16 protein-coding genes are annotated in these 16,342 nt (G+C 34.6%); 5 read left to right on the forward strand and 11 right to left on the reverse strand.

The window, feature by feature from the left end:
- Window position 1: 1 nt before the first annotated feature.
- The 7 genes from D2K40_RS14600 to D2K40_RS14630 are packed head-to-tail and all read right to left on the reverse strand — an operon-like array spanning window position 2 to window position 3,953.
- Entirely contained in the window at window positions 2-1,468 is a 1,467-nt protein-coding gene (locus D2K40_RS14600; protein WP_117157079.1) for a complex I subunit 5 family protein, read from the reverse strand.
- A gap of 17 nt (window positions 1,469-1,485) precedes the next feature.
- The gene (locus D2K40_RS14605) at window positions 1,486-1,821 is read right to left on the reverse strand and encodes a sodium:proton antiporter (RefSeq protein ID WP_117157080.1); all 336 of its coding nucleotides are present in this window, start codon (window positions 1,819-1,821) and stop codon (window positions 1,486-1,488) included.
- Between the two features lie 2 nt (window positions 1,822-1,823).
- Window positions 1,824-2,546 (reverse strand): hydrogen gas-evolving membrane-bound hydrogenase subunit E, encoded by a 723-nt coding sequence (gene mbhE, locus D2K40_RS14610; RefSeq protein ID WP_117157081.1) that lies wholly within the window; start codon window positions 2,544-2,546, stop codon window positions 1,824-1,826.
- Complete coding sequence (locus tag D2K40_RS14615) at window positions 2,539-2,784, reverse strand: Na(+)/H(+) antiporter subunit B (RefSeq protein WP_117157082.1); 246 nt, start codon at window positions 2,782-2,784, stop codon at window positions 2,539-2,541. The genes mbhE and D2K40_RS14615 overlap by 8 nt, the downstream gene beginning before the upstream one ends.
- Before the next feature lie 14 nt (window positions 2,785-2,798).
- Window positions 2,799-3,134, reverse strand: coding sequence for a monovalent cation/H(+) antiporter subunit G (mnhG, locus tag D2K40_RS14620; protein ID WP_205417578.1), 336 nt, complete (start codon window positions 3,132-3,134; stop codon window positions 2,799-2,801).
- On the reverse strand, window positions 3,127-3,390 hold the full coding sequence (locus D2K40_RS14625; RefSeq protein WP_117157083.1) for a monovalent cation/H+ antiporter complex subunit F: 264 nt from the start codon (window positions 3,388-3,390) through the stop codon (window positions 3,127-3,129). Before D2K40_RS14625 ends, mnhG begins: the two co-directional genes overlap by 8 nt.
- A 56-nt stretch (window positions 3,391-3,446) precedes the next feature.
- On the reverse strand, window positions 3,447-3,953 hold the full coding sequence (locus D2K40_RS14630; protein WP_117157084.1) for a Na+/H+ antiporter subunit E: 507 nt from the start codon (window positions 3,951-3,953) through the stop codon (window positions 3,447-3,449).
- Between the two features lie 346 nt (window positions 3,954-4,299).
- Between D2K40_RS14630 and glgB the strand changes: the two genes are divergently transcribed.
- The 5 genes from glgB to D2K40_RS14655 all read left to right on the forward strand — a co-directional run bounded on the left by glgB (window position 4,300) and on the right by D2K40_RS14655 (window position 11,245).
- Entirely contained in the window at window positions 4,300-6,222 is a 1,923-nt protein-coding gene (glgB, locus tag D2K40_RS14635) for a 1,4-alpha-glucan branching protein GlgB (RefSeq protein ID WP_229666798.1), read from the forward strand.
- Window positions 6,212-7,387 carry a glucose-1-phosphate adenylyltransferase gene (locus D2K40_RS14640; protein WP_117157086.1) on the forward strand — a complete coding sequence of 392 codons (1,176 nt, stop codon included), beginning with the start codon at window positions 6,212-6,214 and terminating at the stop codon, window positions 7,385-7,387. Before glgB ends, D2K40_RS14640 begins: the two co-directional genes overlap by 11 nt.
- Entirely contained in the window at window positions 7,384-8,490 is a 1,107-nt protein-coding gene (glgD, locus tag D2K40_RS14645; RefSeq protein ID WP_117157087.1) for a glucose-1-phosphate adenylyltransferase subunit GlgD, read from the forward strand. Before D2K40_RS14640 ends, glgD begins: the two co-directional genes overlap by 4 nt.
- A 146-nt stretch (window positions 8,491-8,636) precedes the next feature.
- Window positions 8,637-10,109: a glycogen synthase GlgA gene (glgA, locus tag D2K40_RS14650; protein ID WP_117157088.1), complete on the forward strand. Its 1,473-nt coding sequence runs from the start codon at window positions 8,637-8,639 to the stop codon at window positions 10,107-10,109.
- 257 nt (window positions 10,110-10,366) lie between these two features.
- The gene (locus D2K40_RS14655; RefSeq protein ID WP_117157089.1) at window positions 10,367-11,245 is read left to right on the forward strand and encodes a radical SAM/SPASM domain-containing protein; all 879 of its coding nucleotides are present in this window, start codon (window positions 10,367-10,369) and stop codon (window positions 11,243-11,245) included.
- Window positions 11,246-11,381: 136 nt separating this feature from the next.
- Here D2K40_RS14655 and D2K40_RS14660 read toward each other — a convergent pair whose 3' ends face one another.
- The 4 genes from D2K40_RS14660 to D2K40_RS14675 form a co-directional block, all read right to left on the reverse strand.
- Window positions 11,382-13,292: an ABC transporter permease gene (locus D2K40_RS14660; protein WP_117157090.1), complete on the reverse strand. Its 1,911-nt coding sequence runs from the start codon at window positions 13,290-13,292 to the stop codon at window positions 11,382-11,384.
- A complete protein-coding gene (locus D2K40_RS14665; protein WP_117157091.1) occupies window positions 13,267-14,043 on the reverse strand; it encodes an ABC transporter ATP-binding protein in 777 nt (258 codons plus the stop codon). The genes D2K40_RS14660 and D2K40_RS14665 overlap by 26 nt, the downstream gene beginning before the upstream one ends.
- A gap of 119 nt (window positions 14,044-14,162) precedes the next feature.
- Window positions 14,163-15,164: a sensor histidine kinase gene (locus tag D2K40_RS14670; protein ID WP_117157092.1), complete on the reverse strand. Its 1,002-nt coding sequence runs from the start codon at window positions 15,162-15,164 to the stop codon at window positions 14,163-14,165.
- Window positions 15,161-15,862 (reverse strand): response regulator transcription factor, encoded by a 702-nt coding sequence (locus D2K40_RS14675; RefSeq protein WP_162879233.1) that lies wholly within the window; start codon window positions 15,860-15,862, stop codon window positions 15,161-15,163. Before D2K40_RS14675 ends, D2K40_RS14670 begins: the two co-directional genes overlap by 4 nt.
- Between the last annotated feature and the right edge of the window lie 480 nt (window positions 15,863-16,342).

Consider the following 16,342-nt stretch of genomic DNA (forward strand, 5'->3'; position numbering starts at 1 on the left):
GCTAGCCCCCTATTAGTATTCTTATGTAATCCCCGTTATCTAGCAAAAATGTTGGGATTTTAGTAATGAGATGTAAAGGTAATGATGGTACTATACCAAATACAATACATAAACTACCTAGAAAGATAGTCGGTAATTTTAAAGATAAACCGGCTTCTTCTATTAATAGTGGTTTTTCGTTTTTTGTATATAATGTAACAATTACTTTTAAATAATACGTTAAAGATAAAAACGTTCCGACCAGAATAAAGAAGGCAGCATAAGTAAAGCCAGCTTCTAGAGCTGCTTCAACAATAAGCCACTTACTCATAAATCCATTGAAGGGAGGCAATCCCACTATAGCAAGGGAACCAACTACAAAAGTAAATGAGAGTATTGGGAATTTATAACCTAGTCCTTTAATATCTTCTATCTCAACAGCGGCTAAACTATAATTAAATATTCCTACAACAAAAAATAAGGTCCCTTTCATGATGGCATGATTTAAGATATGAAAACTTCCAGCAATTAAGCCTGCTTCCGTTCCCACAAATAATCCGATCATGATATACGCGATTTGGGCAATGGTGGAATAGGCGAGCAGCCGGTTTAAATTTGATTGCTGAAAGGCTAAACAATGAGCAGTAATAAAAGTAATGACTCCCCAGAAAACGACAATAGTTAACAGTCCACTTTCATCCAGAAAATCAATGCCAAACATAATATATAATCCTCTTATTAATGCATATACAGCAGATTTCATCACCAATCCAGAAGATAGAACATTGTAAGGGATTGGGGAATCTTCATAAGCATCAGGTAGCCAAGCATGCATTGGAAGTAATCCGATCTTTATTGCATAGCCAAAAACAAAAAAGGCCATAATTGTACTTTTAATCGTAAAGGGAGTATCTTCAAATGCTAGGGAAATTTCAGCCATATTTAGAGTTCCAGTTAAATAATAAGTTAAAATGGTAGCCAGTAAAATAAAAAAGCTCCCAAACGTAGACATGATCAAATACTTAAATGTACCTTCTATTCCTCTATCAGTCTTTTTATACAACGATAGAGCACAAGAACTCAGAGAACTCACTTCCATAAATACATAAAGATTGAATAAATCAGTAGTAAGAACCATTCCAGAAATACCGGCAACCATTAAATATGAAAAAATAAAGTAGTCATGTTTAATACATTTAGTATATTTCATGGAAAATATAATAAAAGGTAAAAATAATAGCGCTATTATTAACAAAAATAGGGCGGATAAAGGATCCACCATTAGATTTATACCTAAGAGCCCCCATTGACCAATACTGTAAACTTTTGGGGGATAACTAGTAGTGATAACTAAAATTAACAAATAAAGATAAAGGATCGCACTACCGATTACCAATTTGAAAAAAATCTTTTTAAAATATAACTTCGAAATGCCAAGAGAAAATGCGGTTAATAAAGGTAAAATGATAACCCAGACAGCCAATTCCATTATTAACCTCCTAAAAATTATCCTCTCAATTTTCGAATCTCATCAATGTTTAATGTTCTATATCTTTTATGTAACTTAATTACCATAGCTAGCATGACAGCTGTAACACTTCCACCAATAACAATGGTAGTTAGGGCTAGTGCCTGAGTGATTGGATCGACTACTATTTCATATCTTTTGTCTAAGATAGGAGCAGTTCCACCCGGTTTATAACCTACAAGCATTAATAACAAAATCAAAGAAGATTCTACAATCGTAATACCAATAACAATCTTTATTAAATTTTTTTTGGTAATGATCGTGTACATTCCTAAACAGAACAAAATAATTACAGCAACATAGGCTATTTCCACTATTATTTCTCCTTAATTAAGCTATTAAAAATAATCGCCAGACCAGCACTTACTTTTAATCCAATCATTAAATTGATGAAAGGCATTAACCCAGCGCTAAACACTTCTCCGGCATTTCCCGTTCCAAAATTGGCTTGTCCGTTGCTGAGAAAATTGCTTCCAGTGAAGATCCCTAGTAATCCTAGTAAAACAAAGCCGATAGCTCCTATATCTTCTATGAACTTTTTTTGGTCAGGTTTGAATATATATTCAGAGAATTCAACACTATAGGTTAGTGTCAGCAGAATGGCAATGATAGACAGAACAACTCCTCCAACAAAACCACCGCCAGGACTAATATGACCAAATAAAATTAAGTACGCTCCTAAAACGGCTATATAGGGGATGATCAATTTTACCGTTTGATTAACAATACTTTTAAATGGTGTACCAAACATTGTTGCTTTAGTTATAGGAACCAGAAAAGCTAAAACAGTAGCAGCAGTTAAAATCATCGTTGCCTCACCCAACGTATCAAAAGCTCGGTAATCATATAGGACAGATGCAACTAAATTTGTCGCTCCGGTTTCCTGTACCCCTTGAGAAATATAGTGTTCTGATAAATATCTTTTACGATCGGTACCTAGATTATGTATGTCATAAAATAAGACTAATAAAAAATAAGCGAATGTTATAACAAGACCTATTTTATAGAGCTTTGTAAATCTTTCATTTAGTCTACTCATTTCGTCCATACTCCGTTTTATTTATAGTAATTACAAAAAAAGCAGTTGTTAAACCAGCAGTCATTATTGCTGCAGCGAGAGCAACACCTGGAGCTTGGAGTATCACAAAAATAATTACCAGAATGGCACCGAATAGGGGAAGCGTAATAACGGAATTTGATAGATCTTTCGTAAATACCATAAAAAATGCGGTTATGATTAAAAATAGGAATAACAGATGAAATATGATATCTATCACGGCTTTACCTCCAATCACTTATCCAAATCTTCTTTTGTATATGTTTTGGGTATAAGGTTATAATTATTGTCAAAACTGGCGATGACATGAATGGCAATCGGATTCGTGATGAATAAGAAAACCATGATGACAATTAGTTTTAAAGAAACAAAACTAATGCCTTCAAGTAGGATACATCCCATGAAAACTGATATACCTCCGGCCATTAAGCATTTAGATCCGGCATGTAACCGGGTATACAAATTAGGAAAACGAATTAATCCCACAGCAGTACTTAACAAAAAATAAATACCAGCTATAAAAAATACAAAAGCAAATAGTTGTCTTACACTTAGATTGAAATCAATCACCAACTCCACCTTTTCCTGGTTTTTTTAAATATTTAGCCATAATTAAAACATTGATAAAAAAAGAAACCCCATAAACTAAAGCCACATCAACAAAAATTTTACGTTCAAAATAATAACTTAATAAAACTAAAACGAGTAAAAACATCACACCTATACTATTCATAGCAACAAGTCTATCAGGTAGACTGGGGCCCTTAATGACTCTATAAAAAGTTAAAATAGCACATAAGACAATTGCTAATATGAAATAAAGCAAAAAGATCACACTCCAGATTATATAAAAGAACATAAAAATGAGGTACTTATACTAAATTAATCAAAAATTTTAGCTATCAAATGCTCATGTTTACTAATAAGTGCTTTCTTTACTTCTACTTCATCTTCACCGTGAACATCTATCCAGTGAATAAAGTAATACCTATTTAAATGATCGAAATCCATAGCGATGCTCCCTTGAGTGAATGTAATAAAATTAACTAAAGCTGCATTACTGTTTAAGTTTTCAAGAGATGTTTTAATTCTCACTGTCCTAGAAGAAAGTGAAGGTTTCATTTCAAATGCATGTCTGGATACTCTGATCGCAGATATAAATACATCATATATAAAAGAACTGATTAGCAAAAATATGTAATATATTTTTTTGAAAAAACCTTTTAACTCATGTTTCTTTTGTACAAAACTAAACACATTATCTGCCAACATAAGCGATATGATCGAACAAATAATAGCACCCAACAAAAATACATGAATATTAACCTTGCCTGCCAAAACAAACCATAATGCCAAAGTTAATATGAATATTAATAATTTCTTTTTCAAATTATGTACCTCACACTTTAAATTTAGTAATTCTTATTCTAACCATTTGATGAGTTATTATTAAAGAAAAAGTAATGGAATTAATTAAATATTGCAGTCGATGGGGAATTAGCTACTTTTTTTTATCTTCATTCTTCGCCAAAATCACTAGAAATATGGGGAGTAGTAATTGTTCTTGTAAAAATATTTCACCGTATTCGTCGCTATTATTCATATTTCGATAGCGTTTTTAAAATAAGACAATTCACGACAAAGTTTTCCGAAAATTAGCACAAAGTATTAATTGTTATCATCACTCAATGAACATATAATTATAGTTAAATTGTTTAGAGGGAGTGATGGTGTGTTGGATCAGTCAGAATTAGAGCATGACATTTATTTATTTCATCAAGGGAATCTTAGATATAGCTATCAGCTTCTAGGCGCACATCCTACTATTCAAGATGGGAAGTCTGGAATACGTTTTACTGTGTGGGCACCAAATGCTAAGAGAGTTAGTGTTGTTGGGTTGTTTAATGATTGGGATGGTAGACAACATCCTATGGAAAAGGTTAATGACAATGGAATTTGGAACAGATTTATCCCAGATCTTGAAACAGGGACCATCTACAAATATGAAATTTTAACTAATCATGGGCACTTGACGTTAAAAGCTGACCCATATGCTTTTTCAAGTGAATTAAGACCTAATACAGCTTCCGCCGTATATCCGCTGAATCAATACACTTGGAAAGACGAGAAATGGATGGAACAAAGAAGACAATTGAATCATTATGAATCGCCTATTTCCATTTATGAACTTCATCTTGGTTCTTGGAAGTACATTAAGGAAGAAGAGTATTATACATATCGTGAGTATGCGGAAATGGTGATTCCATATGTAAAAGAACTTGGATATACGCATATTGAACTTTTACCATTAACCGAGCATCCATTTGATCGTTCGTGGGGTTATCAAGCAACGGGGTATTATTCGGTTACTTCTCGCTATGGTACACCAGATGATTTTAGGTACTTTGTGGACCAATGTCATCAGAATGGATTAGGGGTTATTTTGGATTGGGTACCTGGTCACTTCTGTAAGGACGCACACGGGTTGAGACGATTTGATGGAGAAGCGTTGTACGAATACGAGAATCCTAGTAAAGCAGAAAAAACGATGTGGGGAACACTAAGTTTTGATTTTGGTAGAAATGAAGTGCAAAGCTTTCTGATCTCTAACGCTATCTATTGGCTTAAAGAATTTCATATAGATGGAATGCGAGTAGATGCGGTAGCTAGCATGCTTTACTTGAATTATTGTAAAGAAGATGGGGACTGGGAGCCAAACGAATATGGAGGAAGAGAAAATTTAGAAGCGGTAGCATTTATTAAGAAGTTAAATGAAGCAATTTTTAATGAGATACCTGATGTACTCATGATGGCAGAAGAATCCACTTCCTGGCCATTAGTAAGTGCTCCTACATATTTAGGAGGGCTTGGTTTTAATTATAAATGGAACATGGGTTGGATGAATGACATGCTTCGGTACATGGAAATGGACCCTATTCATCGAAAATATCACCATAATTTAATTACCTTCTCGTTATTTTATGCTTTCTCTGAAAATTTTATATTACCGATTTCACATGATGAAGTCGTTCATGGGAAGAAATCATTATTAAATAAAATGCCAGGTGATTATTGGAGGAAGTTTGCTAATTTACGCGTGTTCTTGGGTTACATGTTCACCCACCCTGGAAAGAAATTATTGTTTATGGGTAGTGAATTTGGTCAGTTTGACGAGTGGAAAGATGTGGAGGATTTAGACTGGGAGCTGTTAGATTATGATTCGCATGCTCATATCTTAAGCTATATGAAACAACTTCACCAGTTATATAAAGATATGCCTGCACTGTGGGAGTTAGACCATAAAGAAGAAGGCTTTAACTGGATTGATGCAAATAATTATGAACAAAGTATTATCTCTTTTATAAGAAATAGTCGTTCATCAAATGATCAATTAGTTGTTGTATGCAACTTTACTCCAGAAGTATATCACCATTATAAAGTAGGCGTTCCAAGACTCGGTACCTACAAAGAAATATTTTCAAGTGATGCGGAGCATTTTGGTGGTTCAGGACAGACAAATGGGGTGCAATTGGAAGCAATCGCTACTCCGTGGCAAACACAAGGTCAGCATATTGAAATGACGATACCTCCGTTAGCGATTAGTATTTTAAAGAAAACTTCTACATCAGGGGAAGGAAAGAGATTAAATGAAAAATAAAGAATGCGTTGCGATGTTATTGGCTGGGGGCCAAGGAACAAGACTTAAATCTTTGACAAAGACGATTGCAAAACCAGCTGTTTATTATGGTGGTAAATACCGGATTATTGATTTTCCGTTAAGTAACTGCACAAATTCAGGAATTAATACGGTTGGTGTCTTAACGCAATATGAACCACTTATCTTAAATGATTACATTGGTATTGGGAGCGCGTGGGATTTGGATCGGCAATTTGGTGGGGTATCTGTACTTCCTCCATATACGCAATCTGAAGGTGGAAGTTGGTATAGTGGTACTGCGGATGCGATTTATAGAAATATAAATTTTCTAGATCAATATAATCCAGAGCACGTCCTTATTTTGTCAGGTGATCATATATACAAAATGGATTATGGGAGAATGCTAGAATATCACAAATCTAGTGAAGCGGATTGTACCATTTCTGTTATTGAAGTTCCCTGGGATGAAGCCAATAGATTTGGAATTATGAACACAAATGAGTTAGGGGAAATTATTGATTTTGATGAAAAACCCGCATTTCCAATGAGTAATCTTGCATCAATGGGTGTCTATATTTTTCGCTATGATGTGTTGAAAAAGTATTTAATAGAAGATGCAAAAAAACACACTTCTTCACATGATTTTGGAAAGGATATTATCCCTGAATTGCTGCAGGATGAGAAACATTTAATGTCCTATAAATTTGAAGGATACTGGAAGGATGTTGGGACCGTAGAAAGCCTTTGGAGAGCAAATATGGATCTGTTGGAGGGTAAAACAGAGCTTGATTTAAATGATTATTCTTGGCAAATCTATTCTAATAATCCCAATCACACAGCTCAATACGTTGCTCCAAATGCAGAGGTTCAAGGGGCATTGATAGGTGAGGGATGTCGTATCTATGGGACAATTAATCGTTCTGTTCTTTTTTATGGTGTACATATGAAAAAGGGTTCGCTTATTCAAGAGTCTGTCATTATGCCAAATGTTCGTATAGGGAAAAATGTTAAAATATTCCGTTCTATTATAGAAGAGGGTAGTGTAATTGAAGATAACGCTGTGATTGGTAATCCTATGCCAACTAGTGACATTACATTATTTTCAAATGGGGAGTACCAAGGATATAAGATTTGCAACTATGACGAGGTAGGAGAGATATCATGAATCGAATAGCTGGAATTATCAATTTAGATGAAGAACAGGACGTATTGGATGAGTTAACATATTTCCGGTGTGGGGCTGCTGTACCATTTGCAGGACGTTATCGTATGATTGATTTTACTATTTCTAATATGATTAATTCGCAAATTGATTCGATTGCTATATTTGTAAGAAGTAAATATCGCTCTTTAATGGATCATTTAGAACAGGGGAAAGCATGGGATTTGGATAGGCAGCAAGGTGGGTTGTTTATTTTACCGCCTGATTGGAATGATCCAACTGATATTTCAAAAGGTGATTTGAAACATTTTCACAATAACATGGATTTTATTAACAGAGTCCAAGCGGATTATCTATTAATCTCAGGATCACAAAATATTTGCAATATTAATTTCCAAGATGTATTAAAAGAACACAAAGCGTCAAATGCGGATGTGACAGTTATTTATAAAAAAGTGGGCGAGCTTTATCCAGAGCACCGTTTTGCTCACAAACTCACAGTTGATGAACAAAATAGAGTAACAGATATTCATAACGCCCAACAGAATCAAAATGTCTATATGAATATGTTTCTAATCAAGAAAAGTTATTTGTATTCTTTGGTAGAAGAATGCATTGCACGTGGTAATTCAAATCTATTTTTAGATGCGATTAAAGCTAAATCAAAGGATATCCATATTCATGCTTATGAATATAAAGGTGTACATGCACTAATTAATTCAGTGGAAAGCTACTATCGTAATAGTGCGAAATTATTGAACGAAACGGAACATGATGGCCTTTTTAAAGAGGAATCTCCTATTTTTACTAAAGTTAAAAATGAAACGCCTACTAAATATTTTCCTGGTTCTAATGTACAAAAAACATTGGTGGCGAGTGGGTGTGTCATTGAAGGGGAAGTAGAAGATAGTATTCTATTTCGAGGGGTAAAGGTAGGCAAAGATGCAATAATTAAAAATTCTATTATTATGCAAAAGTGTACTATTGAAAGTGGTGCTGTACTAGAAAATGTTATTTTAGATAAAGAATGTAAAATTTCTTTTGATCGGATGTTAATCGGTGCAAAGGAAAAGCCATTTGTTGTGGCAAAAAGAAAAAAGATATAGAGACGCAATATAGAAAGGAATGTCTATATTCGTTCACCTGATAGTCTTTTTTATACATTATGAAAATAAAAAAACAAGTTTTCTTAATTAGTTTGAGAAGGTGTAAGTTAAGAAATATTTCTAAAAAACAAGAGGAGTGTGAATGTATGAATATTTTGATGATTGGCTCAGAATGCACCCCATTTATCAAAACGGGAGGATTGGCTGATGTGTTAGGGTCTCTTCCTCAAGCGTTAAAAGAGCAAGGTGCAGATGTGCGTGTTGTATTGCCAAAATATATGGAAATGAATCAAGAATGGAAAGAACAATTAAATCTTCTTAGCACGTTAACTGTAAATCTAGGCTGGCGCAGCCAATATGCTGGTATTGAATATTTGGAGTATAATGGCATAACTTATTATTTTGTTGACAATGAATATTATTTCAAACGTTCAAATCTTTATGGTTTTGAAGATGAAGCAGAAAGGTTTGTCTTTTTCAATCGTGCTGTAATTGAGATGATACGAGAATTGGACTGGATTCCTGATGTTATGCACTGTCATGATTGGCATGCAGGTTTAATTCCAGTTTTACTTCGCAACCAATATCAAGAAGATCATTTATTACAAGGTGTGAAAACAGTATTTACTATTCATAATGTTAAATATCAAGGAATCTTCCCTCAATCTGTATTACATGACTTAATGGATCTTGATGAGAGACTAATGACAGATGATGGATTAGAGTTTTTCGGGGGCATTAATCTCATGAAGGGTGCACTGAATTTCGCGGATTATATTACAACGGTTAGTCAAACGTATGCTCATGAGATTCAAACACCTTATTACGGAGAAAACTTAGATGGAGTGCTGCGGAAAAGATCTGAGCAATTAACCGGTATTGTAAATGGGATTGATGATAGGGAATTTAATCCAATGACAGATGAGGCGCTTAGTTTTCCGTATCGTAGCTCACAAGTTAAGAAAAATCAAAATAAAATGTGGCTTCAGGAACAACTAGGACTGCCTGTTAGAAAAGACGTTCCAATGATTGGGATTGTATCTCGACTTGTGGAACAAAAAGGGTTCGATCTAATAGGAAGAGTTATCGATGAGCTCTTGTACCATGACGATATTCAAATTGTGTTGCTTGGAACAGGGGAGTACCAATACGAGCAAATGCTAGGGTGGTGCCAAGATAGACATCCGGAAAAAATGTCTACTAATATTACATTTCAAGAACCCTTAGCTCGTCAAATTTACGCAGCGAGTGATATGTTTTTGATGCCTTCACGCTTTGAGCCGTGTGGCATAGGACAATTGCTTGCATTACGATATCTATCTGCGCCAATTGTTCGTGAAACAGGAGGGTTAGTGGATACAGTTACTTCATTTAACGAAGTAACGGAAGAGGGTAATGGATTTGGATTTGCAAGTTATAATGCCCATGACATGCTTTTTACAGTTCGACGTGCGATTGAAATGTATCATGATAAAACGAAGTGGCAAAAGCTTATGAAGAATATAATGAAAAGTCAAATCTCATGGAAATACTCTGCAAATCAATATATGGATTTATATCAGTCAATTCAAGAAACATCAGAGGAAGACGTCCAACACAGTCAACTGACATCTGTATAGAACTAGGAATTATTAAAAGATTATACCATCAGTAAAATCTATTCCAGTTGAGTTGGAATGGATTAAATTGAAGAATTAGACAAAACAACTCATTCTCAATCTTTTTGAGGTGAGTTGTTTTTTCGCATTAAATTAAGGGGGTTTTTCCACCAAACAGTACACATGTAATACAAGCTTCCATTCCCATTTCAACAAATTTGTGCTCTAATAGTAATAACGAAACCTATCAGATTCATAAGTGAAATGAGGACTTAATTTTGAAAAAGTTTAAGAAGTTTTACTTGGAAATAACGAGTGTTTGTAATCTTGCTTGCAGCTTTTGTCCGCCAACAATCAGAGAGCGACAGTTCGTTTCAGTCGATGATTTTTCGAAGCGATTAGACCAGATCAAACCCCACACAGACTATATTAATTTACATGTTAAAGGAGAGCCACTTCTCCATCCTAAGATTGATCAACTGTTAGATATCAGTTATGAAAAGGGCTTTAAAGTGAATATCACAACAAATGGAACGTTAATTAATAAAAGAAAAGATCAATTACTACATAAACCTGCGTTAAGGCAAATGAATTTTTCTATGCACAGTTTTGACGGACAGGAATTTTCAATTGATAAGGAAGAGTATGTGGGCAGTGTCCTTTCTTTCATAAAAGAGGCAACAAGTGAATCGAATATGATCGCATCTTTAAGGTTCTGGAACCTCTCTCAAGACAATACTACGAATCTGGAAAAACAACGGAACCGTGAAATACTTGAAATAATTGAATCAGAATTTAACTTGCCATACAAAATTGAGGAGAAGATTACACCAGGAAGCGGGATAAAAATTGCAGAACGAATTTACATTAATCAAGACTACGAGTTCAAGTGGCCTGCTTTAGAAGAAGAAGAGGATGATGGTAGAGGGTTCTGCTATGGTCTCAGAAACCAAGCTGGAATTCTATCAAATGGTACGGTTATCCCTTGTTGTTTGGATGGGGAAGGTGTAATAGATCTTGGTAATATCAATGATGCTTCTTTTTCGGAGATTATTGCAGACGAGCGCGCAACTAAACTAGTAGATGGCTTCTCACAAAGAATAGCTGTAGAGGAACTGTGTAGAAAATGTGGTTATCGTAAAAGATTTGGGAAATAGGATAGACTTGAAAAGGTAAGATACCTCAATCAGACTAATGTCATTTGAGGTATCTTTTTATAGAAACTATAAGCTTGCCTATTGAAGTGAGTTTCATAAAACTCTCAACAGTATCAGCGCAGAGATAGAGAAAAGTCTACATCACTTGTTTGATTTTGGAAATATATAATCCTCTAATAAAGAAGAAATAGATTATATATACCAAGAGATAGCAACTGATTAACAGTACGCTTGGTAAGATAATAGAAGACTCTAACATATTTTGTAATGCCTTAAATGCAAAACTCGTATGAACGACGGCGACACTGAATGGTATGAAGAATAGATAGGCTACCTGTTTGGTCGCTACATTCTTCATTTCCTTTACTGTTAAACCGATCCGATATAATGCTTTGTATTGCGCTGTATCATTATCAAGATCTTGATACAATTTAAAATAAAGAATTGATCCAGCGGCTAAGAAAAATAAAACACTAATAAATAAACCAAAAAATAACGCATGGGATAAAGAATTTTTCATCGTTAAATAAAAGTCGGCACTAGCATCTCGTCCTGAAATGATTTTACGGTCTAATCTTGTCATGCTATCAACAATTATTTCTGCATCATTTGTCCAATTATCGATTGAAAATACAACTGTTCGATAACGCTCATTTGGTTGAGAATTAGATGCAAACGACTCATATAATTGATCGGATACAACTCCAGAAAAACTCGTGTGCTTATTGTTTACGACAACACTTTCCGCTTTTTGAACACGTACTTGTTGTTGGGAATTTTCAGAACGAATTTCAATTGACTCTGGGAAATTCATTTCCTGAGGCATTACTATATTTGGTAGCATAACAAAAATTTCGTTGTTACCTGGTTCTTCGATAGCTTCTGTTCCATTTAAGTCTGCTAATTTTTTATAGTCAGAATAAGAAATCATATCAAGCCATCTTTCACTTCCATCCTCGGTGAACATTGCTTGGGTACGATCAACAGTTATTGATTTATAGTCAATATTCTCCTCCTCTAAGCGGTCGGTCACTTTTTGTACTTCTGTATCCATTTGAAGGATGTTTTCTTCACCTTTACTTAATAAGCTCATATCTTGAGGAACAAAAGCAGAAGCCTCTGTCTCCGCACTTTTAAGAGCACCATATAAAACACCAGATGCTGTGAATGCAACAGCACTTAAAATCGTAACAAAAAACAATAACCTCGCATGGTCTTTTAATTTATAGCTAAGTTCAGAAATCGTTAATAAGTTTGTTTGTTTAAAGTAGAACGACTTGCGTTTTTTCATTAAATCGATAAATGCTACTGAGAATTGTGTGTATAACAAATAGGTGCCAGGCACGATTAAACCAAGAATTGGTAGCATTCGATAGAAGATATTATATAATTCAGCTGTCCATGCAATATAGTAGGCTGCTACTACTAAACCAATTCCAATAATGCTTAAAATCCATGAAAATTTTGGGACACGTTTTGGTGCTCTAGTTCCACGGAATAAATCAATAACAGCGTTAGTACGTAAAGTCCAAACGACAAATAGTGTATTAATTTCAAACATAGCAAAGTAACTGATTACTGTTATGAGAACAGCTTTTGGTGCAATGTAAAAGTCTAATGAACCATCTAAACCTAATATTTGCGAAAAACTCATCAGAAATAAATTGGCGAACAGGATACCAACAAGTACTCCTGCTACGATGGACACAACCGCAATGATGGTATTTTCGGTAATTAATAAGCGATTTAGTTTCCCTTTACTAATGCCTAACGTCATCAATAAGCCGTATTCTTTTTTTCGAGATTTAACAAAAGCACCAGTCGAGTACATGACAAACAAAAAGGAGAAAACAAATATTACAATTTCAGCTGATAAAATCCCTCGTTGCACCGATTGACGAAATTCATGGCCATCGATTTCAGGGTGAAACATAATGACAGCGTATATAAAAAATACGGCTACTGAAAACATACAACTAAAAAAGTAACTCATATACTGCCTGGAATTTCGTTTTACATTATTAAACGCGAACTGTCTGAAGGTCATCTGTATCTCCTCCTAGCATGGACTGGACGTTTAAAATCTCTTGGAAAAACGTTTGACGGTTATCCCCTTTATATATCTGGTTAAAGATTTTTCCATCTTTAATAAAAAGAATTCGCTCACAGAAGCTCGCAGCAAACGGATCATGTGATACCATTAGTGTTGTTGCTTTCTTTTTCTTATTTAAATGAGCAAGTGCTTCCATGACTTGTTTCGAAGACTTTGAATCAAGGTTTCCTGTTGGCTCATCCGCAAAAATAATAGCTGGTTCGTGAATTATTGCCCGGGCAATCGCGGCGCGTTGCATTTGTCCCCCAGAGACCTCAAAGCTTCTATTCCGTAAGATTGTTGCAATCCCCAGTTGATTTGCCACATTCGCTAATTTATTTTCCATTTCTTTTACTTTCCATCCATCTAGCGTGAGTGGAAGCATAATGTTTTCAGCAATTGTCAATGTATCTAATAAGTTAAAGTCTTGAAAGATAAATCCCATTTCCTGCCGTCTGAATTTAGCAAGTTTCCCTTTAGAAAGGCGAGTGATTTCTTGATCATTTATGGTTAATGTACCTGCAGATAAGTGGTCAATTGTTGATAGTATGTTGAGCAAAGTTGTCTTCCCGCTACCAGAAGCACCCATGACGCCGACAAATTCACCTTTTTCTATCGAAAGCGAGATATTATCAATCGCTTTATGTTCGATTCCTCGTTTGCTCCCATATACTTTTGATATGTTCGTTGCCTGTAAGACACTCATATTCCATTCTTCCTTTCTGTTTTAATACTGTATGTTCATTATAAAACGGGTGGAGCTTGCGACATATTGAATATTCTTTCAAACTAAAAAAGAAACCTTACATTTTCGTAAGACTTCTATTAGAAAGGTTCAAATTCAATCTTTATTGTTGTCCCCTGATTCACTTCTGATCTCACTTCGATTGAATGATGTAATGTATCACAGATCTGTTTTGCTAAGAATAGTCCCATTCCAGTGGATTCTCTATAGTGCCTGCCATTTTCACCGGTGAAAAAAGGATCGAATATGCGCTTTAGATCCTGTTTTGGAATACCAATCCCTTGATCACTAATATCTAATTGGATCTTACTTTCCTGGATATGAGTGGAGAAGTGGATCTGACTGTTTGCTTTACTAGCATATTTAATTGCATTACTCGTGATTTGTTCTAAGACAAAATAAAGCCATTTTTGATCGGAATAAATATGTAACATCTCATTGATTTCTACTTTCGGGTAGACGCTATGACGAATAAAGTTTAATTTATTTTCTTGTATTAAGGAATGGACAAGCTCCTTTAAGTTAATTTTCTCTACATGAAAATCTCTTTCAAATTGTTGCAGTCTTGATTGATATAAAGCAAGCTGTAGTCCATGTTTGATTCGATCTAATTCCTCCTCCATATCTTGTTTAAAATAGGGAGGAAGGTTTTGTTCCTCTTTTTCTAAAGTTAAGCGCATTACAGATAATGGTGTTTTCATTTGATGAATCCATTGCTGCATAAAGAGTGTTTCTTGTCTTTTCTCAACGTGAAGTTTTTCTACTTGTTGTTTATAGTCTCTGTATTGGTTTTCGTAATGTTCTTTCAATTGGTTAGTTAACTGATCAGGTGGGTCTGGTAACCAAGCTAATTCACTCTCTGCATGCACAGTATAGCGATACATATCGCGATACTTGTTATAACGTAAAACGTGGTAAATGATTAAGAAAAACGTTGTAATGATCAGCATGTATAATAAATTTTGTTTGCTTATCGGATCACCACTGATACCACTAGCTAATCTAGCAACAATAATCACTAATACTATTTGAGAATAAAAGAAAAGAATATTGCCTATATGATCTTTAAGATAAGCTTTCATTGGTTAGGCCCCCATGTCTTTTCTAATTTATATCCGGCTCCACGAATTGTTTTAATTGCCTGATCGATACCAAGATCTGCAAGTTTTTTTCGTAAACGGGTAATGTTGACGCTTAATGTATTATCATCGACAAAATCTTGATCGTCCCATAACCGCTCTAATAAAAATTCTCTTGATAAAATTTTTTCTGTTTGTGTCAAAAAAGTCTGTGCTAATAAAAACTCTTTTTTTGTTAACAAGCATTCTTTTGTTTGAAAAGATAAGATGAATGAAGAGGTATCTAAGCTTAATCCATCAACATCAATCAACGTGGAAGATTTATCGGTACTATATTCGCCATACACTCTGCGCATTAAACTTTTTATTTTTGCAACAACAACCTCTAATTGAAAAGGCTTTGTAATGTAATCATCCGCACCATTTTCAATTGCCATTACCTGATCCATCCCACCGTCTCTTGCCGAAATAAAAATAATTGGACAATTGCTGATAGCGCGAATTTTTCGGCACCAGTAAAAGCCATCAAATCGTGGAAGATTGATATCTAATAAGACAAGATTTGGATTAAACACAGAGAACTCTTGTGTAATTTGATCAAAATCTTTGACTGTTTCTATTTGGTAATCATATTTTGACAAAAAATCTTTTAATATATCTCTTATTTTTGGATCGTCCTCGACAATATAGATTCGCATTATTAATCATCACTCCTACTTTTCCATCGTATACTAAATTAAGGAAAAAATAAATAAGAATGTACATGTAGTTAGGAACAGAAGCGTTTTCTGGAATTGATTAGATGCTGCCCTTTTAAGAATTAAATCTATCTAACTGATTTATCGGCGCATCCAGGGCGTTTATCAGCACTTCATCAAGGTACCTGGTACATCAAATGGACAATTGTCTGTTTAATGTACCAGGTACTTTTTATTATAAAAAAATTCCTTGCTATTGCGTGTAATTTATGTAAATATATATGACAAGACACATGTATATACTTAGTTGTAATTTTCATTAAAACATGCACTTTATGTGAAAACATTCACTAATATAACGAACTTTTGAACTACTCGGCACTGAAGTACCGAGATTCCTAAGTACAGAAACCTACCGGTTTCTAATTGATTAGGCGATCCCCTCAGGTCCTGAGGTTAAGAAGTCTTACGGCTTCATTTTTA

This window comes from Paraliobacillus quinghaiensis (assembly GCF_003426025.1).
Taxonomy (GTDB): domain Bacteria; phylum Bacillota; class Bacilli; order Bacillales; family Amphibacillaceae; genus Paraliobacillus_A; species Paraliobacillus_A quinghaiensis.